A 20,686-nucleotide genomic window follows, 5' to 3' on the forward strand; every position below is an offset into this window, starting at 1 on the left:
CTTGTGACGCGGTGCACTGTGGGCAGCGTGTCCTACGATAAAAATAACAAGTCCCGTGCCACAGACGGGGCAGAATGGACAAAGGTATGAACTTCTTTTACATCCTGAGCGGTCCTCTCGGCTATGTCATGGAGTGGATCTACAAGCTGCTCCCGAGCTACGGCTGGGACATCATCATCTTCACGCTGCTCATCAACATCGTCAAGATCCCTCTGCAGCTGAGCCAGCAGAAGAGCATGGCTAAAATGTCGGCCTTCCAGCCCATGATGATGGAGATCCAGACCAAGTACAAGGACAAGCCCGAAAAGCAGCAGGAAGAAATGCTCAAGCTGCAGCAGGACTACGGCTATAACCCCACCGCAGGCTGCGTGCCCATGCTGTTGAACTTCCTTGTCATGTTCGGCGTTATCGGTGTCGTGTACAATCCGCTGGAGCGCATCTTCCACATCAGTGCTGCGGCTCTGACCGCCGCCGGTGAGGCCCTGACCGCCTCCGGCGTCGCCTTTACCGCCATCACCCGCGATACCAACATCATCGCACAGGTGGTTGCTGGCAACGGCGGTGTGCTGGGCTGCTTCAGCGCCGAGCAGATCGCTACCATTACCGAGTTCAGCCAGCACATGAACTTCCTCGGCATCGACCTGACCCGCATCCCCAAGCTGGGCCTTTCTCTGGACATCGTGCTGCCGCTGCTGTCGGTCATCACCATGCTCCTGTCCACCCATATCAGCATGAAGGCCAGCGGCCAGCAGATGCAGGGCAGCATGAAGCTGACCATGTATATGATGCCGCTGATGTACCTGTTCTTCTGCTTCACCTATCCTCTGGCATTCTCTCTGTACTACGTCATTTCCAACATCGTGATGACCGTGCAGACTCAGGTCATGCGCAAGGTGTACGACCCCGATAAGATGCGCAAGGAGATCGAAGCGCAGATCGCAGAAAAGAAAAAGCAGGAAAAACGCGGTGTGAAGAACACTACCGTCAAGGTCACCGATCCCAAGACCGGCAAGACCACGGAAAAGAACATTTCTGCCAGCGAGATGAACAAGCGCCGTCTGGAGTATGCCCGCCAGCTGGACGAGGAGCGCTACAAGGACGAGCGTACCGTGCCGCTGAGCGAGCTGAACAAGCAGGATAAAGAATAAGAGGAGGATGAACGGTTATGATCCGTAAGCAGGAAGCGACCGGCAAAACGGTCGATGAAGCCCGCGCAAAAGCCTGCGCTCTGCTGGGCGTGCAGGCCGATGATCTGAATGTCAGCTGCGAAGTGCTGGAAATGCCCCAGAAGACTGGTTTTCTGGGACTGAAGCTCACCCCCGCTAAGGTGTGCGTGAGCGTGGAGGAGCCGGATGCTCCGGCTGCAGCACCCGCTGAGCCTGTTGTTGAGAAAAAGACTCCCGTGCAGGAGGCTGTCAAGGCCGCTCCCGTGGCAGAGGAGCCTGCTGCTGCGGCAGCACAGCCGGAAGCAAAGGCCGAAGAGCCTGCTGCCCCCGCTGCAGAAGCTGCTGCAGAGCAACCCGCTGCCGAGGAAGAGGAGCCGGAAGTCCCCATCGTGATCGAAGAGAACGCTAAGATCAAGGCTGCTGTGGACTACCTGCGTGAGGTCATTGCCCTGATGGGCGTGGAGAATGTCACCTTCAGCGCTGTGCAGAAGGGCGAAGCTACCATCATCCGTCTGGACGGTGAAAAGCTGGGTGCCCTCATCGGCCGCCGCGGCGAGACCATGGAGAGCCTTTCCTATCTGGCAAGCCTTGTGGCAAACCGTCTGGAGGGCGATTACATCAAGCTGGGTCTGGATGTGGCCGGCTACCGCGATAAGCGCGAGAGCGACCTGACCGCACTGGCACAGCGCATTGGTGCCAAGGTGCGCAAGACCGGCCGCAGCTTTGCCATGGAACCCATGAACCCCTACGAGCGCCGTATCATCCACTCTGCCATCAGCAAGATGGAGGGCGTGCGCAGCGAGAGCAAGGGCGAAGGCCGTGACCGCCGTGTGGTCATCTACTCCACCGCACCCGATGCACAGACCGAGAACACCTATGGCGAGCGCCGTCCCCGCGGCGGACGCGGCAATGGCCGTCGTCCCGGCGGCAGCCGCAATGGCGGCTATCGCGGCGGGAACCGTTCTGAGCATGGCGACCACAATGGAAACCGCGGCGGTTACCGTGGCAGCCGCAATGGTGCACCCCGCGGCCCGCGGCCTTCCGGCGTGCCGGAGCGCACCTATGCACCCCGTGATGCAGAGAATGCAGCACCGGTAGCACCCAAGCGCACCGAGCGCGTGGACGATTTTGCCGATTTCAGCTTTGGCAAGATCGAGCTGTAATACGGAATTACTTTTGAAATCAGGGTCTCCGGAAAATCTGCGGATTTTCCGGAGACCTTTTTTCACGCAAAAAGGATTTTACCAAAATCTAACGCCAAGCTGGTTTCGGGTCGGGCAGCTGTTGCGGTATACTGAGCATAAAAAAGTCATTCTTCTCAAAATTTGGAGAAACTGCCTGTTTTTTGCCGAAATCTTTCTCTTAAATGGCAATTGTAAAACAATTGGTCAAGGATTTATACTGTAGTCAAGAGCGTTCTGTTCGTGAAGAACAGACAGAATGATGAAAAGAGAGGTATTCAACTATGGCTCAGAACAAGATCTCCCGCCGCAGCTTCCTGCGTGGTGCAGGGGCATCCGCAACCATCGCAGCCGCCAGCTGCATGGCACCCTCTGCAGCCGCCTGTGACATCAAGTCTCTGTGGAGCATGGATCTGCAGATCCTTGCTACCAGCGATACCCACGGCAAATTCGACCCCTGGGACTACGCTGCCAACAAGGCAGATGCTTCCGGCAGTGTGGCCCAGCAGGCGACTGCCATCAAGCAGTGCCGCACCCGGAACACGCTGGTGGTGGATGCAGGCGATACCATTCAGGCCAACTCCGCAGAGCTGTTCCTGAACGATGACCTGCATCCCATGATCGCTGCCATGAATGCCATCGGCTATGATATCTGGACCACCGGCAACCATGAGTACAACTACGGCATGGATGTGCTGAAAAAGGTCATGGGACAGCAAAAGGCCAAGGTGCTCACCGGCAACGTTTACGCACCGGACGGCACCCCGCTGGCCGATGGCTACACCATCATCAAGAAGGGCACCGTCAAGATCGGTGTCATTGGCATGGTCACCCCCAACATCATCCGCTGGGATGCCAAGAATCTGGAGGGCTGGAAGGTCACCAACCCTGTGGACGAGAGCCGCAAGATCATTGATAAGATCAAGGATCAGGTGGATGTTCTGATCGGCGTCATGCACATGGATACCGAGAACGAGTACGGTGTCTATGGCTCCGGCGTCACCGATCTGGCCAATGCCTGCCCGGAGTTTGATGTGATCGTGGGCGGCCACGGCCACAGGAGCATCCCCAACATGATGATCAACAACGTGCTGGTGGTGGAGAACAAGAACGCCGGTGCCACCCTGTCCGAGATCCACGTCTATCTGGAGCGCCAGCTGGACGGTAAGTGGAAGGTCGTGAACCGCACCTCTGAAAACCTGCAGATCAAGGAGTACGAGCCCGATCCGGAGCTGACCGCTTTGCTGGCCTCCTACGACACCCGCGCCAAGGAAGACGCTGTTACCCCCATTGGCGAGCTGAAGGGCGGCGATCTGGCCCCCGAAAACGAGATCGACTGCCTGCCGCAGGCCATGGTGCAGGATACCGCGCTGCTGGACTTCATCAACGAAGTGCAGATGTACTACACCGGTGCGCAGGTCTCTGCTACCGCCCTGACCTCCATGACCTCCCAGATGCGCGCGGGCACCATCCGCAAGTGCGATATGGCCAGCATCTACACCTACCAGAACACCCTGTACAAGCTGCAGATGACCGGCGAGCAGCTGCGCCGCTTCATGGAGTGGTCTGCTGCCTTCTTCAAGACATGGAAGCCGGATGAAGTGACCATTGCCTTTGACCCCTCGGTGCGCTACTACCTGTACGATGCTTTTGAGGGCGTCAGCTACGAGCTGGACGTTTCCAAGGAGCCGGGCCACCGCATCAAGAACCTCAAGTGGCCGAACGGCAAGGCCGTGAAGGATACCGACACCTTTGTGGTGGCAGTGAACAACTACCGCGCCACCACCCAGTTGCTGACGGCTGCGGACATCTTCCTGCCGGGCGAAGAGCTGCCCAAGCTGCTGGAGATCGATGTGCGCGGCGACGTGGGCGGCATCCGCGAGCTGCTGGGCGAGTACATCCGCACCGTGAAGGGCGGCACCATTGAGCCGCACGTGAACAACAACTGGAAGATCGTGGGCAACAACTGGAAGGCTGCCGATCACCAGAAGGCTGTGCAGCTGCTGCGCGAGGGCAAGCTGGCCCTGAATGAGAATGCCGATGCACGCACGCTGCCTGGCAAGGCCATCACCACGGCGGATATCGCCAAGTTCTAAAAAACAGTTTCTTGTAAAAAGGGGCTTTCCGTGTTGGGACGGAAAGCCCCTTTTTTGTGTGAGAAACGGGCGGATTTTCAACCGTTTCCCGGGAATTGGTTGAAAAAACAGTACCATTCCGCAGCATTTCGTGGTACAATGAAACTGTATTGGTCTCGCTGCTGTGGGCAGATGGGAGCAAGCGGCCAGACCGGGCGCGGAAAGGAAGCCAGAAAAAACCATGCAGGAAACGACCATTGCAGCCATTGCAACAGCACCGGGCGCAGGCGGCATTGCCGTCGTGCGGCTCTCCGGTGCGGAGAGCTATCCCATAGCAGCCCGGGTGTTCCGCCCGGCCAACGCCGCAAAAAAGGTGGAGAATGCCAAAGGCTACACCGCCATGTACGGCACATTCCGGGAAGGGGACGAAGCCTTTGATGAGGGGGTGGCCCTGTTTTTCCGCGCGCCCCACAGCTATACCGGCGAGGACGTGGTGGAGCTTTCCTGCCATGGCGGCAGCGCCGTGGCCCGCCGTCTGGTGGAAGCCTGTCTTGCTGCCGGTGCTCAGCCTGCCGCGCCCGGCGAGTACACCCGCCGCGCGTTCCTGAACGGCAAGCTGGGTCTGACGCAGGCCGAAGCGGTGATGGATCTGATCTCGGCGGATGGCCGTCAGGGTGCCGCGCTGGCCAATGCCGCGCTGGGCGGTGCGCTGGCGAAGAAGATCAGTGCCCAGAAGGAAGCGCTTACCGCCATTCAGGCTCACCTTGCCGCATGGGTGGATTTTCCCGAAGAGGATGTGCCGGAGCTGGACGGTGACCATCTGCACCGCGTACTGAGTGGGGTAAAGGCAGAGCTGGACGAGTTGATCCATAATTATCAGGCGGATACCGTCCTGCGCGAAGGTGTGGACTGCGCCATTGTGGGCAGACCAAATGCGGGCAAATCCACACTGCTCAACCTGCTGGCCGGGTTCGACAGGGCCATCGTCACGCCGGTGGCTGGCACCACCCGTGACGTGGTGGAGCAGGCGGTACAGCTGGGGGATATCCAGCTGAATCTGTTCGATACCGCCGGTCTGCGCGAGACTGAAGATGCCATTGAAGCCGAGGGCATCCGCCGCAGTTGGAAAAAGCTGGAGGAGGCAGGCCTGATCCTGGCTGTGTTCGATGGCTCTGAGCCGCCCACGCGGGAAGATCTGGAGCTTGCACAGCGTTGCACAGGCCGTCCAGCCATTGCACTTATCAACAAAGAGGATAAACCAACGCAATTTGACGCAGAGTTGATAGCACCCTGCTTTGCCATGGTGCTGCCGGTGTGCTGTCAGGAGGAGGAGAGCCGCAAGGTGATCTCCGCTGCGGTGGCCCGCCTGCTGGGTACCAGCCAGATCGATCCCCATGCCGCCAGTCTGTCCGGCCAGCGTCAGCTTTCCGCCGCACTGCGTGCGCGGGACGCTGTGGCCGGTGCACTGGATGCTGCCGCAGGCGGCTTTGGGCTGGATGCCGTTTCCGTCTGTGTGGACGACGCACTGGCCGCCCTGTGCGACCTGACCGGTGAGAACGCCTCGGAAGCTGTGATCGAACAGGTGTTTGAACGTTTCTGCGTGGGAAAGTAAGAGCCGGGGATGTTCTCTTTTGACACCAAAAGAGAACCAGAAAAGTGCCAGCGATTTCGACGCGCTGGAGCCACGAAAAAGGGGCTGCTCGCCCCTTTTAACCCCAAAGCAGAGGGCTGCACCGGAAAAAACTGAAGATTCACGCCTGTTCGGCGTGAAGATCTTTTAACCGTTTTTTTCGGCTCCGCCGATTTGCAGCCCCTCAGTCGCTGCGCGACAGCTCCCCCCGGGGGAGCAAGCGCAGCAGCTGCCGTTTCCCGTTATGGCCCCTCCCGTGAAAAGGCAAATCTGGAAAATCCGCAGATTTTCCAGATTTGCGAAATTAAAAATAATTTTTCCGCTGAATATGCCCAGAGTGAAACGGAGGGCATTTTAAATCATTTGTTAGAGGAAACCCGAAAGTATATGAACCACTTAGGAGATTATGACGTTATCGTCATCGGTGCCGGTCATGCCGGCATCGAGGCAGCTCACGCCGCCGCAACGCTGGGCGCGAGAACGGCCGTGTTTACCATGAGTCTGGATGCCATTGGCAACATGCCCTGCAACCCCAGCATTGGCGGCACGGCAAAAGGTACGCTGGTACGTGAATTGGATGCACTGGGCGGCGTGATGGGCCTTGCTGCGGATGCCACCTATCTGCAGAGCCGGATGCTCAACAAGGGCAAAGGCCCGGCGGTGCACGCCCTGCGTGTGCAGACCGACCGCAAGCGCTACCATGAATATATGAAGCATGCATTGGAACTCACGCCCGGCCTTGCCATCCATCAGGCTGAGGTTGTGAGCATCGAGACCGAGAACGGCCGTGTGAAGGGCGTTGTGACCCAGCTGAACGGCGAATACAGCGCCAAGTGCGTGGTCATTGCCACCGGCACGAACCTTGGCGGCAAAATTTTTGTGGGCGATGCATGGTACGCCTCCGGCCCGGACGGGATGCACGCCGCTAACGCCCTGACCGACAGCCTGAAGGCTGCCGGGCTGCCGCTGCGCCGGTTCAAGACCGGCACCCCTGCCCGGGTGCACCGCCGCAGCATCGATTTTTCCAAGCTGGAATGCCAGCCCGGCGATCCGGACAATGAGCTACAGCCCTTCAGCTTTATGACCGATGCACCCATGCACAACAAGGTGGAGTGCTGGATCGCCTACACCAACCCCGAGACCCACAGGATCATTCTGGATAACATCCAGCGCAGCCCGCTCTATGGCGGCATGATCGAGGGCGTTGGCCCGCGCTACTGCCCCTCCATTGAGGACAAGGTGGTGCGCTTTGCGGGCAAGGACCGCCACCCCATTTTTGTGGAACCTTGCGGCGAGAACACCGAAGAGATGTATCTGCAGGGAGCCTCCAGCAGCCTGCCGGAGGATGTGCAGAACGCCTTCTACCGCAGTATCAAAGGGTTTGAGAACATCGAGATCATGCGCCCGGCCTACGCCATCGAGTACGACTGCGTGGACCCCACCAGTCTGGAAGCCACGCTGGAAAGCAAGGTGGTGCGGGGACTGTACGGTGCGGGCCAGTTCAACGGCACCTCCGGTTACGAGGAAGCCGCCGCACAGGGCCTGCTGGCAGGTTTGAACGCCGCCCGCAATGCGCTGGGCAAAGAGCAGCTCATTCTGCCGCGCCACACCAGCTATCTGGGCACGCTGGTGGACGATCTGGTCACCAAAGGGGTCATGGACCCCTACCGCATGATGACCAGCCGCAGCGAGTACCGCCTGACCCTGCGTCAGGACAACGCTGACCAGCGGCTGACCCCCATCGGCAGGGAATACGGCCTTGTGCAGGATGACCGCTGGGCCAAGTACCAGCACACCCAGAGCATTCTGGAAGCGGAGCGCCGCCGCCTGCACGAGACCCATCTGCGCACCGCCGACCTGCGCGCCGCCATGGAAGCAGCCGGGCTTGCCCCTGCTGCTGAGGGCGGCATTGCGGAAGAGCTGCTGCGCCGCCCGGAGATCAGCTATCCGCTGCTGGCCGGTGTCATCGGCTGGGGCGAGCAGATCACCCCCATGCTGGCCGAACGGCTGGAGACCGAGATTAAGTATGCGGGCTACATTGCCCGGCAGGACCGGATGATCCGGGACGTGGCCCGGCACGAAAAGACCCTGATCCCAGATGATTTTGAATATTCCGACCTGACCGGCCTGACGCTGGAAGCCCGCGAAAAGCTGGCCCGCATCCGGCCGAAGAACCTCGGTCAGGCGGGGCGCATCCCGGGCGTATCGCCCTCCGATGTGGCGCAGCTGAGCATTGCACTGGCAGCGAGAGGAAAATAAAATGGAAGAACTGAAGCTTTACGAGGGCCGTCCTGCCGACTGCACCGGGCGGCTGGAAAAAGAGATCCGTACCTATGACCTGCTGGACAAGCTGGGCATCCAATTCTGGCGCACCGACCACGGCTGGATGAAGGCCGATACCATGGAGGACTGCCATGTGATCGATGCCTGCCTGAATGCCACCGTGTGCAAGAACCTGTTCCTGTGCAACCGGCAGAAGACGAACTTCTATCTGCTCATGATGCCCGGGGACAAGCCCTTCAAAACCAAAGAGCTTTCCCATCAGCTGGGCATTGCCCGCCTGAGCTTTGCCTCGCCCGAGGATATGGAGCAGTATCTGGACTGCACGCCCGGCTCCTCCTCCATTATGGGCCTTGCCAATGATGCTGAAAATAAGGTGCAGCTGCTGATGGATGAGGACATAAAGGCAGGGGAGTACCTCGGCTGCCACCCCTGCATCAACACCTCTTCGCTCAAGCTGCGCACGGCAGATGTGCTGGAAACTTTCCTGCCTGCCGTGCACCACGAGCCGATCTTCGTTCACTTGACCGGCGAATAACAGAAAGGAAAACCTGCGTATGATCGATAAACCGCGCCTTGAAGCAAAATGTTCCACATGGAACATCACTCTCACCGGCACCCAGCTGGACCAGCTGGATGCCTTTGCCGAAATTCTGGTGGACTACAACCAGAAGGTCAACCTGACCGCTATCACCGACCCCGAGGGGATCGAGGATAAGCACTTCCTCGACAGCCTGCTGTTTGCCAGCCAGCCGGAAGTGGCGGGCCGCATGGTGGATGTGGGCGCAGGCGCAGGCTTCCCGGGCATCGTGACCAAGATCTACAAGCCGGAGCTGCAGCTGACCCTGATGGAGCCCACCGGCAAACGGGTGGAGTTTTTGAAGTACGCCTGTGCCCAGCTGGGCTTGACCGGCGTGGAGTTTGCAAAGGAGCGCGCCGAGGAAGCCGCCCGCAAGGCGTGGCGTGAACAGTTTGATCTGGCATCTGCCCGGGCTGTGGCTGCGCTGCCCATGCTGGCCGAATACTGCCTGCCGCTGGTAAAGGTAGGGGGAAACTTCCTTGCCATGAAGGGCTCTTCCGGTGAGGAAGAACTGGCCGCCGCGCGCGGTGCCATCAAAAAGCTGGGCGGCGAGTACAAAGAGACCCGCACTCTGCACCTTCCGGGCGGCGACACCCGCACCCTGATCCTGTGCAAAAAGATTTCGCAGACTCCGACAGCCTACCCCAGAAACGGCGGAAAAATTGCGAAAAGCCCGTTGAAATAACGAAATACCGATAGAATTTTGTAAAACCCTGCCGAACGAAACTTCTGGCAGGGCTTTTATTTGTGTGATACACTGTGCCTGAAGCCTGAGTTTTCCACGCTTTCCCGGGAAAATGTGAAAAACAAAACCCATCCACCACGCGAAAGGAGCCGTGTATCCATGTTTGAACGCAAAAAGCAGGCGGGCAAGATTTATTTCCTGCCCATCGATCAGATCAGGCCGTCGCCGTTTCAGGCACGGCGGGAGTTCAGCGAGCAGGAGCTGGCTGCGCTGGCCCAGAGCATCCGTGAAAATGGTCTACTGCAGCCCATCTCGGTGCGAAAAGTGTCGGATGGCGGCTACGAGCTGGTAGCCGGGGAGCGGCGGCTCCGTGCCTGCCGCCTTGCTAAAATGAACAACATCCCTGCCATCCTCTGTGATTACGACGATGAGCGCACCGCCGCGTTGGGCCTGCTGGAAAACATCCAGCGGGCCGACCTGAACCCCTTTGAGCAGGCGCAGGGCTTAAAGGATGTGATGGTGCTGTGGGACTGCACCCAGGCCGAAGCCGCCAAGCGACTGGGCATGGCGCAGCCCACCCTTGCCAACAAGCTGCGGCTTTTGCAGCTGAACGCCGACCAGCGGCAGTTCGTGCTGGACAACAGCCTCACCGAGCGCCACGCCCGGGCGGTGCTGCGTCTGCCGGAGAACCGCCGCAGTGAAGCCTTGATCAACATTGCCAAGCGCCGCATGAACGCCCGGCAGACCGACCTCTACATTGAACAGCTGCTCAACACCCCTGCAAAAGGCAGGCACCGCATCTCGATGGTCAAGGATGTGCGTATTTTTGTGAACACCATCGACCATGCCATCCGTCTGATGACCGACAATGGTGTGCCCGCCACTGCCCACCGGGAGGAGAAGGACGGGTATATCGAATATACGGTGCGCATCCCAACCACCGCCGCCGAACGGTAAAATTGTTCCATGTGGAACAGGAAACTCCCGTGCAGAGCGTAGTCGCGTGTTTAAAGTTTCATGCCTTTTGCTAAAGCATTGCCGCCGGGTACGTTCTCTTTTGCGTGCCAAAAGAGAACCAGAAAAGCACCCGCTACTTTCGAGGCGCGGGAGGCACGAACTAGGGGCTGCTCGCCCCTAGTAACCCCAAAGCTGTTGGGCTCCATACAAAAAATCCAAGTCGCTTCGCTAAAGGATTTTTTGTGTTCCGCCGATTGGAAGCCCCTCAGTCGCTGCGCGACAGCTCCCCCAAGTGGGAGCAAGCGCACCCGCAAGCTTTGTGGTCTGCCCAGAAACTTTACCGCACTGCCAAAGCCTCCCTTATGAGGGAGGTGGCAAGCCCGACAGGGCTTGACGGAAGGAGTCCGTACCCAGATTACTCCTTCAGCCGCACTACGCGCGACAGCTCCCCCAAGTGGGAGCAAGCGCACCCGCAAGCTTTGCGGTCTGCCCGGAAACTTTGCCGTTATGCCAAGGGCTCTCCCTTTGGGAGAGCTGGCAAGCCCGACAGGGCTTGACTGAGAGGGCTAGCCAGCTTCCCGGCGCGCATTCAAAATCGTTTGTTTTGTCTCCCGAAACCGTGCAGTTTTTGATTTTCCCACCTCTAAAAGTTAAAAATCCAGCCGAAAAACGCTTCAGATGGTTCAAAAACCGATTTGGATGTGCTATACTAGGTGTTAAGGTGCCTGTATGGACGGGAAACCGGCGGGCATGACTGCGAATGTTCCACATGGAACAATTAAATTTTCCCGGAAGGAAGAATTGTGCGTGGCAAAAATTGTAGCAATTGCGAACCAGAAGGGCGGCGTTGGCAAAACCACCACCGCCGTCAACCTGTCGTCCTGCGTTGCGGCGCTGGGCAAGCGGGTGCTCATCGTAGATCTTGATCCGCAGGGCAATACCACCACCGGCTACGGCATCCCGAAGCGCAGCGTGGAAAAGGGAACCTACGAGATCCTGATCGGTGAGGCGCGGGCATCCGAGGCCATCCGTAAGACCGAGTACCGCACCGATGTCATCGGCTCCAACACCCGTCTGGCCGGTGCCAGTCTGGAAATGATCGACCTGCCCGCTCGTGAGAGCCGCCTGCGCAAGGCGCTGGCCGAGGTGCAGAAGGACTATGACTTCATCTTTATCGATTGTCCGCCCAGTCTGGACCTGCTCACCCTGAACGGCCTGAGTGCCTGCGACAGCGTTCTCATTCCGGTGCAGTGCGAGTATTACGCGCTGGAGGGTCTTTCGGAGCTGATCAGCACCTTAAAGACCATTCGCAAAAAGTACAATCCGTATCTGGATATCGAGGGCGTGGTGTTCACCATGTTCTCGCTGCGGTATAACCTGACCGTGCAGGTGGTGGAGCAGGTGCAGAAGTATTTCGGCTCCAAGGTGTACAAGACCACCATCCCGCGCTCCATCCGCATTTCGGAGGCGCCCAGCTACGGCCAGCCCATCAATTTCTATGAGCCCAAGGGCAAGGGCAGCGAAGCGTACATGGATCTGGCAATCGAATTTGTCAAGAACAACCGCCCGCACGAGCCCAAAAAGGCCCGCAGAAAAAGTGCACCCGTCGCAGAGCAGACGAAAAATGCTCTGGAAGATTAAACCTCAGGGGGAACATGAATGGCAAGAGGAAAAGGAGGACTTGGCCGCGGGCTGGACAGTCTGTTTGAAGATGCCGCCCCGGTTTTTGAGTCCGGTGCAAAGGTAGACACCTTGCCCCTGCGTGAGATCGAACCGGACCCGGAACAGCCGCGCAAGACCTTTGACGAACAGGCGCTGGGCGAGCTGGCGGCCAGCATTGCAGAGCATGGTCTGCTGCAGCCCATCGCGGTGCGTCCGCGCCCGCGCGGCGGCTACAGCATCGTGGCGGGTGAGCGCCGCTGGCGTGCCTGCCGCATGGCAGGGCTGAACGATGTGCCGGTGGTCATTAAGGAAGTCAGCGACGAGCAGGCCATGGAGCTGGCTCTGGTGGAAAACCTGCAGCGCGAGGATCTGGACCCGGTGGAAGAAGCAACCGGCATCCGGGAGCTGATGACCCGCTGCGGCCTGACGCAGGAGCAGGCGGCACAGAAGCTGGGCAAGAGCCGCAGCGCACTGGCCAACAGCCTGCGCCTGCTGAACCTGCCGGAAAACGTGCTGGAACTGCTGAAAAGCGGCTTTATCAATATCGGCCACGCAAAGGTGATCCTGAGCCTGCCCACACCGGAGCTGCAGGAGCAGGCGGCGCAGATCATTGCGGACAACCAGCTGAACGTGCGTCAGGCCGAGGCACTGTGCAAAAAGCTGGCAAAGCCCGCAAAGGAGCCCAGAGAGCCCCAGCCGCGGGGCACTCTGCCGGTGGAGGTGGAAGAAAGCCTCAAGCAGGTGCTGGGCAGCGAGGTGAACGTGGCCTACCACGACGGCAAGGGCAAGCTGACCGTGCATTTCTATTCAGACGAGCAGCTGCGGGCCTTTGCCAACCTGCTGGGACAGTACCAGAACGAAGAATAAAGCGATCCAAGGCGGGCGACCGTCTTTGAACGGCACAGGGGAGGGGATCTTCTGTGCGAACCGAAATAGAGCAAGGAGAGTCAATCATGCTTGATATCAAATTTGTCCGTGAAAACCCGGACGCTGTCAAGGAAAACATCAAGAAGAAGTTTCAGGATGCAAAGCTCCCGCTGGTGGACGAGGTCATCGAGAAGGATGCCAAGTACCGCGCATGCCTGAAGGAAGTGGAAGCCCTCAAGGCTGCCCGCAACAAGCTGAGCAAGGCCAACGGCCCCCTGTTCGGCCAGCTGAAGAAGTGCACCGATGAGGCACAGAAGGCTGAGCTGCAGGCTCAGATCGATGCCAACAATGCCGCCGTCAAGGCCGACGCCGACAAGATGGCTGAGCTGGAAAAGGAAGAAGAGACCCTGTCCGCACGCATTCAGGAGATCATGTACACCATTCCGCAGATGATCGATCCCAGCGTGCCCATCGGCCCGGATGATACCTACAACGTGGAAGCACAGCGCTTTGGTGAGCCTGTGGTGCCCGATTTCCCCATTCCGTACCACACCGAGATCATGGAGAGCTTCGACGGCATCGATATGGACGCTGCAGGCCGCGTGGCCGGCAACGGTTTCTACTATCTGCTGGGCAACATCGCCCGCCTGCACGAGGCTGTGCTGGCCTATGCCCGCGACTTTATGATCAACAAGGGCTTCACCTATGTGATCCCTCCCTTCATGATGCACGGCAACGTGGTGCAGGGTGTCATGTCCTTCCCGGAAATGGATGCTATGATGTACAAGATCGAGGGTGAGGACCTGTATCTGATCGGTACCAGCGAGCACACCATGATCGGCCGCTTCATCGACCAGACTCTGGACGAGGCCACTCTGCCCCTGACCCTGACCTCCTACAGCCCCTGCTTCCGCAAGGAAAAGGGCGCTCACGGCATCGAGGAGCGCGGCATTTACCGCATCCATCAGTTCGAGAAGCAGGAAATGATCGTGGTCTGCCGCCCCGACGAGAGCGCTGACTGGTACGAGAAGCTGTGGAAGAACTCTGTGGAGCTGTTCCGCAACATGGAGATCCCGGTGCGTCAGCTGAACTGCTGCTCCGGCGACCTGGCCGACCTGAAGGTGAAGAGCTGCGATATCGAAGCATGGAGCCCCCGCCAGCAGAAGTACTTCGAGGTCTGCTCTTGCTCCAATCTGGGCGATGCACAGGCACGCCGCCTGCACATCCGCGTGAAGGGCAAGGACGGCAAGACCTATCTGGCCCACACCCTGAACAACACCTGCGTGGCACCTCCGCGTATGCTGATCGCCTTCCTGGAGAACCATCTGCAGGCCGACGGCACCGTGACCATCCCCGAAGTGCTGCAGCCGTATATGGGCGGCCTGAAGGTCATGGTTCCCACCCATAAGAAGGGCTGAAGAATTGACCGGCTTTTCCACAAGGCTCGGATAAATGGTTGAAAAATCCCGCTTTCTATTCAATGGAAAGCGGGATTTTTGCGTATCTTCGTTTGTATTTTGGACGGCACGAAAAAATATGATTTTTTTAAAAATATGTGTTGACAAAAGGGGTATCTGTGGGTATAATAATAGAGCACTGTTCAAGTGCACAAACAATATGTGGCGGTATAGCTCAGTTGGCTAGAGCATTCGGTTCATACCCGAAGTGTCACCGGTTCAAATCCAGTTACCGCTACCACTTTTACAGAGTTTCGCTAAGGTTAGGGGGACGGTCGTCTGCAGTAGTGGACGATGGAAGTCGGAGGTTTTAGCGAAGCTCTGTATTTCTAAGGCCCGTTGGTCAAGCGGTTAAGACACGGCCCTTTCACGGCTGTAACATGGGTTCGATTCCCGTACGGGTCATAAAAACGCCTTTGCGCATTGCGCAAGGGCGTTTTTAATTTGACCCGTACGGGAATCGAACAGGGCGGCGGTGCGCAGCACCGCAACCAAAGCCCCAGTGGGGCTTTGGTTAGCCCGCGGGTCCCAACGGCTAGGAATGTCTACCGTGGTAGCTGCCGCTGCAATGCGCAAGGGCGTTTTTAATTTGACCCGTACGGGAATTGCAGCTGAGCTGACCGCCGCCAGCGAGCAAAGACTTCCCCCGGTCGGGGGAAGATGTCGCATAGCGACAAAAAGGGGAGTACAGGGAAGCGAAGCTGGGGCCGTGGTCAGCGGAATGCGAACGCCGCTCCAAGGCGTGAAGCATACGCTGGGAACCACAACCCGAGACAGGGCGGCGGCGCGCCTTCATCTTGAATACCACATGCCATTTTATGGATAAAAAGCCCGGCAGGGGAACACGTTCAGGTGCTCTTCTGCCGGGCTTTTCTGCATTTTCCGTAAATTTCCGGCCTGAAATAGTAACAAAATTATGTCAATGAGACATCAATCCTCCATTTTTAACTGCGAAAATTGGCTTGCACACCAAAAACTCTGGAATATTCTAGCACTTTCCATATAAATTCATGACAAAGTTTGGTAGAAATAATATCTTGTATACAGGCTGCACTTACGTTGCAATACAGATGATATACCAATTGTACGAGCAGAAGGGAGGAAATGGAGTCCACAAGGGCGGTTTTCAATCACGAGTACGGGCCGATGGCGGATGCAGCGTGCAGTTTTTGCAGCATCTGTTCCCATCGCCTGATGCTTAGAACGGGAGGATGTCAATGGAAGTCTTTTTGCAAGCACTGGTAAACGGGATCCTGCTGGGCGGTTTCTACTCCCTGATGGGTATGGGCCAGAACATCATTTTCGGTGTTATGAACATCGTCAACTTCTGCCACGGCGAAATGTTGATGGTGGGCATGTACATCACCTATGTTCTGTATACCTACTTTGGGGTGGATCCCTATGTAGCCCTTCCCATCGTCGCAGTGCTCATGTTCGGTCTGGGTGCGCTGATCCAGTCCACTCTGATCACCCCTTCGCTCAAGACCAAGAGCTTTACAAACCTGCTGTTCCTTACCGTCGGTCTGGGCCTGCTGCTCACCAACGGCGCTCTGGTCATCTTTGGTTCCACCTATTATAAGATCATTACCCCTTATTCGCAGACCTATATCCCGCTTGGCCCGGTCACCATTGCGCTGCCGCGTCTGGTCAGCTTCCTGATCCTGATCGTGGTTGCCATTGCACTGTTTGCCTTCCTCAAGTATTCCACCACCGGCAAGCAGATCCGCGCCGTATCCCAGAACCCTATTGGTGCTGAGGTCGTTGGCATCAACGTCAAGAAAATTTACATCCTGACCTATGGTCTGGGCGTTGCTCTGGCCGGTATCGCCGGTTCTCTGCTGACCCAGTTCTACACCATCTATCCCACCGCAGGCGCAAGCTTCGGTTTCCGCGCACTGATCGTCGTGGTCGTGGGCGGTCTGGGCTCCATCCCCGGCGCATTCTTCGCCGGTATTTTCCTGGGCCTGCTGGAGCAGATGAGTGCATTGTTCATCAGCCCGTCCTACAGTGATATGATCGTGTTCGTCACCTTCATCATCATTCTGGTCGTGCGTCAGGTCATGATTCTGAGGAGGCGATAAGATGGATACCAGAAAAGCAGTTAAAACCTATCACCGCAATCTGGCGATCGTTCTGGCTATCATCGTCGCCATCTTCGCAGCGATCCCGCTGGTCGTGGATAAACCTTACATCATCAACATTTTCGTTCTCACCTTCTATATGTCCACCCTGTCCATGGCGTGGAACATTCTGGGCGGCATCACCGGCCAGAACTCGCTGGGTCTGGCCGCTTACATGGGTCTGGGTGCCTATGTGTGCTGTCTGGTGGTCACAAAGACGGGCATGAACCCCTGGGTGGCCGCTGTGCTGGATATGCTCGTTGTGGGCGTTGTGGCCGGTGTCATCTTCTTCCCCAGCCTGATCCTGCGCGGCCCCTACTTCACGCTGGTGTCCATCGCGTTTGCCGAGTCCATCCGTCAGTTCATCATCAACTCGGAGTTCTTCGGCCGCGCATCCGGTGTGGGCCTGCCCTTCGGCAAGGACTCTTTTGCGCAGTTCCGCTTTACCAGCAAGGTGCCGTACTACTACATCGGCTTCATCATGATGGTGGGCGTTTACCTCATCATGAAGAAGATCGGCCGCTCCAAGCTGGGCTTTGCGCTGCGCACCATCCGCGAGGATGAGGACGCAGCCGCCGCCATCGGCATCAACCCCACCAAGTACAAGGTCATTGCCGTTGTCATTTCGGCTATCATTGCCGGTCTGGTCGGCTTCTTCTACGTCAGCTACATCCGCTACATCGACCCCGATATTATGATCCAGTCCAAGTCCACTGAGATCGTGCTGCCGGCAGTCGTGGGCGGCGCTGCCTACATCGAAGGCCCGCTGATCGGCGGCCTCATCATGATCCCGCTGAGCGAACTGCTGCGTGCAAACTTTGCCGCCATCCTGCCCGGCATCAACATGCTGATGTACGCCATCGTGCTGATCGTGGTCATCCGCTTCCGTCCGTCCGGTATTCTGGGCTGGTACATGAACTCGAAGGTCAAGACCTTCATCGATGAAAAGATCCTCAAAAAGCCGTCTCTGGACGTGCTGGAAGAGTATGAGCTGATGGCAGACAAGGGAGGGAAGTAATCATGGCAGAAAAGCCTATTATTGAAGTCCAGGGCCTGACCAAGCGGTTCAAGGGTCTGACCGCCGTGCATGATGTTTCTTTCTCGGTGGAGAAAGGCTCCATCACCGGCATGATCGGCCCCAACGGTGCTGGTAAATCCACCACCTTCAACATGATCTGCGGCTACTACCCGCCCACCGAAGGCAAGATCTTCTACAATGGTGAGGACATCACCAACAAAAAGGCGTATGAGTACACCAACATGAAGATCGCCCGCACCTTCCAGATCATGAAGCCTCTGAAGAACCTGAGCGTTTTGGATAACGTCACCGCCGCCGCCTACTTCGGCCACGCCGGTGCAAAGAGCGAAAAAGAGGCCAAGGAGCGCGCCATGGAGGTGCTGCACTTCACCGGCCTGTACGAAAAGCGTCATGTGATCTCCAAGGACATGGGCACGCCGGACCAGAAGCGTCTGGAGATGGCCCGCGCTCTGGCCACCAAGCCCGAAGTGCTGTTTCTGGATGAGAACATGGCAGGCTTGAACCCGGCTGAGACCGAAGAGGCCATCCAGCTGATCCGCAAGATCAACGAGTCCGGTGTCACCATCCTGCTCATCGAGCACATCATGAAGGCGGTCGTGAGCCTGTGCGAGAAGGTCATCGTCCTTCACCACGGCGAAAAGATCGCTGAGGGCACGCCCGAGCAGGTCATGAACGATCCTTACGTCATGGAGGTGTACCTGGGCACCAAAAAGGAGGGCGCAAGTGCTTAAAGTTGAAGGTCTGAACGCCGGTTACGGCTCTGTGAACATCCTGTGGGACATCGGCTTTGAGGTGAAGGATGGCGAGATCGTTGCCATCCTTGGCTCCAACGGTGCCGGTAAGACCACCATGGTGCGCACCATCACAGGCATGGTCAAGGCAAGCTCCGGCAAGGTGGAGTTCAACGGAGAGGACCTCTCCGGCAAAAGCTCCCGCGTTATTCTGGACAGCGGCATCGTGCAGGTGCCGGAAGGCCGTCAGCTCTTTACCGAGATGACCGTGCTGGAAAATCTGGAACTGGGCGCATTCAATAAGGAGACCAAGGCACATTTTGCAGAAAATCTGGAAAAGTGCTACAACTGGTTCCCCAAACTGCGCGAGCGCGCAAAGCAGGCTGCCGGCACTCTGTCCGGCGGCGAGCAGCAGATGGTGGCCGTGGCCCGTGCACTGATCGGTATGCCCAAGCTGCTGATCCTGGACGAGCCCAGTCTGGGCCTTGCCCCCAACATCGTGGACGACATTCTGGAAGTGGCCAAGACCATGGTGAAGAATGACGGCATCTCGGTGCTGCTGGTGGAGCAGGACATTACCAAGGCCCTTGCAGCGGCTGACCGCGGCTATGTTATTGAGAATGGCCGCGTGGCACTGGAAGGAACCGCCGCCGAGCTTTCGGCAAACGAGCACGTCAAGAAGGCGTACCTCGGCATCTGATTTTGGAAACTGGATGTCCGGCGGGCACTACTTCACACGGTGCGGCGGGGCATCTCGGATTAACAAGCTGTTTTTTACAAACAGAATTGGAGGACAATTATGAAAAAGATCTCTCGTAGAAGCTTCCTGAAGGCATCCGCTGTTCTGGGCAGCGCAGCTGCTCTGACCGCATGCGGCGGCTCTTCCGCTTCCACCAGCACTGCAGCATCTACCAGCACCGCAGCATCCGGCAGCACTGCAGCAGCCAGCGGTGATACCATCAAGATCGGTACCATCTACGCAATGTCCGGCGGCAACGCAGCCATCGGCGAGAACATCCTGCGCGGCATCGACTTCGCAGTGGACGAGATCAACAAGGCAGGCGGCGTGAACGGCCAGATGCTGGAAGTCGTCCGCGGCGACCACGCAGGCGACGCAGCCACCGGCAAGTCCGAGGCTGAGCGTTTGATCACTCAGGAAGGTGTCAACGTCATTATGGGCTGCCACATGTCCGTTGTCACCGAGGTCGTGGCTCAGGTCTGCCAGCAGTACGGCATCCCCATGATCACCGCTATCTCCACGCTGGACCGTCTGACCGACGAGGACCACAAGGACTACGATTACTTCTTCCGTCTGTGCCCGCTGAACTCCGTCTACGTGGAAGATATGCTGAAGTATCTGCAGGACTCCAAGGAGCAGACCGGCAACGAGATCAAGAAGGTCGCCATCTTCACCGATAAGGCTGCCATCGGTCAGGAGCTGATCCGCTGCGTCAACCTGTTCGCACCCGATTACGGTCTGGATGTTGTGGCCGAAGTGGACTACAGCTCCAACGCTACCGACCTGTCCTCTCAGGTCCTGGCTCTGAAGCAGGCTGATCCCGATGCCATCCTGTGCGACTCCTACATCGGCGACGCTACTCTGTTCGTCCAGACCCTGAAGGAGCAGAACTACAAGCCCAAGATGATCGTTGCCAAGGCAAACGGCTTCACCGATCCTTCCTTCATCCCGAACCTGGGCGCATCCGCAAACGGCGTGGCTTCTGTTGTCGAGTTCAACCCCGACCTGACCAACGGCGTGGAGATCAACGAGGACTTCAAGAAGGTCTACAATGTCAACATGAACGGCCACTCTGCTGAGTCCTACACCGTTGTGTGGCTGTTCAAGACCGCCATCGAGAAGGCCGGCTCCACCGACGGTGCTGCCGTCCGCGACGCTCTGGCAGAGCTGTCCATCGACGGTGCATTCGAGGGCGGCCGCAAGATCGTTCTGCCCTACTCCAAGATCGAGTTCGCTCCCGAGTACGAGATCGGCGGCGCAAAGCACTACCGTGACAACACCTACGCTTCTGTTGCTATCGCACAGGTGCAGGATCAGGAGTGGAAGACCGTCTGGCCCTTCGAGTTCGCTTCCTCCAAGATTCAGGAAGTCACTCTGGGCTGATAAAGTTACCCCAAAGAACACAAAAGGCGAGCCGTCCAATGGGCGGCTCGCCTTTTTGCGTGTTGCTTCCCGTGCAGAGCGTATTCGAGAAGGGGATAGGCTGTGTGGCTTTTATGAAGTCGTTCTCCGCCGGG

At 57.9% G+C, this 20,686-nt stretch carries 16 protein-coding genes and 2 tRNA genes; all 18 read left to right on the plus strand.

Going from position 1 to position 20,686, the window contains the following annotated elements; genetic code table 11:
• Nucleotides 1–86 precede the first annotated feature (86 nt).
• The 18 genes from GKG36_RS08555 (at nt 87) to GKG36_RS08640 (ending at nt 20,552) form a co-directional block, all read left to right on the plus strand.
• The gene (locus GKG36_RS08555; protein ID WP_243139036.1) at nt 87–1,148 is read left to right on the plus strand and encodes a YidC/Oxa1 family membrane protein insertase; all 1,062 of its coding nucleotides are present in this window, start codon (nt 87–89) and stop codon (nt 1,146–1,148) included.
• A 17-nt stretch (nt 1,149–1,165) separates the two neighbouring features.
• The gene (jag, locus tag GKG36_RS08560) at nt 1,166–2,329 is read left to right on the plus strand and encodes an RNA-binding cell elongation regulator Jag/EloR (RefSeq protein WP_005936973.1); all 1,164 of its coding nucleotides are present in this window, start codon (nt 1,166–1,168) and stop codon (nt 2,327–2,329) included.
• Nucleotides 2,330–2,631: 302 nt separating this feature from the next.
• Nucleotides 2,632–4,443 (plus strand): 5'-nucleotidase C-terminal domain-containing protein, encoded by a 1,812-nt coding sequence (locus GKG36_RS08565; RefSeq protein WP_243139037.1) that lies wholly within the window; start codon nt 2,632–2,634, stop codon nt 4,441–4,443.
• A gap of 220 nt (nt 4,444–4,663) precedes the next feature.
• Nucleotides 4,664–6,034: a tRNA uridine-5-carboxymethylaminomethyl(34) synthesis GTPase MnmE gene (gene mnmE, locus GKG36_RS08570; RefSeq protein ID WP_044953129.1), complete on the plus strand. Its 1,371-nt coding sequence runs from the start codon at nt 4,664–4,666 to the stop codon at nt 6,032–6,034.
• A 405-nt stretch (nt 6,035–6,439) separates the two neighbouring features.
• Nucleotides 6,440–8,311, plus strand: coding sequence for a tRNA uridine-5-carboxymethylaminomethyl(34) synthesis enzyme MnmG (gene mnmG / locus GKG36_RS08575; protein WP_120081277.1), 1,872 nt, complete (start codon nt 6,440–6,442; stop codon nt 8,309–8,311).
• 1 nt (nt 8,312) lies between these two features.
• Nucleotides 8,313–8,870, plus strand: a complete 558-nt coding sequence (locus GKG36_RS08580; RefSeq protein WP_337678554.1) for a prolyl-tRNA synthetase associated domain-containing protein — start codon at nt 8,313–8,315, stop codon at nt 8,868–8,870.
• A gap of 19 nt (nt 8,871–8,889) precedes the next feature.
• The gene (gene rsmG, locus GKG36_RS08585) at nt 8,890–9,597 is read left to right on the plus strand and encodes a 16S rRNA (guanine(527)-N(7))-methyltransferase RsmG (protein ID WP_154260223.1); all 708 of its coding nucleotides are present in this window, start codon (nt 8,890–8,892) and stop codon (nt 9,595–9,597) included.
• A gap of 159 nt (nt 9,598–9,756) precedes the next feature.
• Nucleotides 9,757–10,554, plus strand: a complete 798-nt coding sequence (locus GKG36_RS08590) for a ParB/RepB/Spo0J family partition protein (RefSeq protein WP_154260225.1) — start codon at nt 9,757–9,759, stop codon at nt 10,552–10,554.
• An 807-nt stretch (nt 10,555–11,361) separates the two neighbouring features.
• Complete coding sequence (locus GKG36_RS08595) at nt 11,362–12,195, plus strand: ParA family protein (RefSeq protein ID WP_044953183.1); 834 nt, start codon at nt 11,362–11,364, stop codon at nt 12,193–12,195.
• An 18-nt stretch (nt 12,196–12,213) separates the two neighbouring features.
• Nucleotides 12,214–13,083, plus strand: a complete 870-nt coding sequence (locus tag GKG36_RS08600; RefSeq protein WP_154255984.1) for a ParB/RepB/Spo0J family partition protein — start codon at nt 12,214–12,216, stop codon at nt 13,081–13,083.
• 86 nt (nt 13,084–13,169) lie between these two features.
• Nucleotides 13,170–14,501 (plus strand): serine--tRNA ligase, encoded by a 1,332-nt coding sequence (serS, locus tag GKG36_RS08605; RefSeq protein WP_154260227.1) that lies wholly within the window; start codon nt 13,170–13,172, stop codon nt 14,499–14,501.
• A gap of 203 nt (nt 14,502–14,704) precedes the next feature.
• A tRNA-Met gene (locus GKG36_RS08610) sits at nt 14,705–14,781 on the plus strand.
• A 92-nt stretch (nt 14,782–14,873) separates the two neighbouring features.
• Nucleotides 14,874–14,945, plus strand: a tRNA-Glu gene (locus GKG36_RS08615).
• An 812-nt stretch (nt 14,946–15,757) separates the two neighbouring features.
• Nucleotides 15,758–16,621, plus strand: coding sequence for a branched-chain amino acid ABC transporter permease (locus tag GKG36_RS08620; protein WP_005937151.1), 864 nt, complete (start codon nt 15,758–15,760; stop codon nt 16,619–16,621).
• Nucleotide 16,622: 1 nt separating this feature from the next.
• The gene (locus tag GKG36_RS08625) at nt 16,623–17,678 is read left to right on the plus strand and encodes a branched-chain amino acid ABC transporter permease (protein WP_005937154.1); all 1,056 of its coding nucleotides are present in this window, start codon (nt 16,623–16,625) and stop codon (nt 17,676–17,678) included.
• 2 nt (nt 17,679–17,680) lie between these two features.
• Nucleotides 17,681–18,430 carry an ABC transporter ATP-binding protein gene (locus tag GKG36_RS08630; RefSeq protein ID WP_005937157.1) on the plus strand — a complete coding sequence of 250 codons (750 nt, stop codon included), beginning with the start codon at nt 17,681–17,683 and terminating at the stop codon, nt 18,428–18,430.
• Nucleotides 18,423–19,130 (plus strand): ABC transporter ATP-binding protein, encoded by a 708-nt coding sequence (locus GKG36_RS08635; RefSeq protein WP_005937160.1) that lies wholly within the window; start codon nt 18,423–18,425, stop codon nt 19,128–19,130. Before GKG36_RS08630 ends, GKG36_RS08635 begins: the two co-directional genes overlap by 8 nt.
• A 99-nt stretch (nt 19,131–19,229) precedes the next feature.
• Nucleotides 19,230–20,552 carry an ABC transporter substrate-binding protein gene (locus GKG36_RS08640; RefSeq protein ID WP_097774088.1) on the plus strand — a complete coding sequence of 441 codons (1,323 nt, stop codon included), beginning with the start codon at nt 19,230–19,232 and terminating at the stop codon, nt 20,550–20,552.
• Nucleotides 20,553–20,686: the final 134 nt, after the last annotated feature.

The sequence above is a fragment of the Faecalibacterium sp. BIOML-A1 genome (genome assembly GCF_009679715.1).
In the GTDB taxonomy this organism is placed as follows: domain Bacteria; phylum Bacillota; class Clostridia; order Oscillospirales; family Ruminococcaceae; genus Faecalibacterium; species Faecalibacterium taiwanense.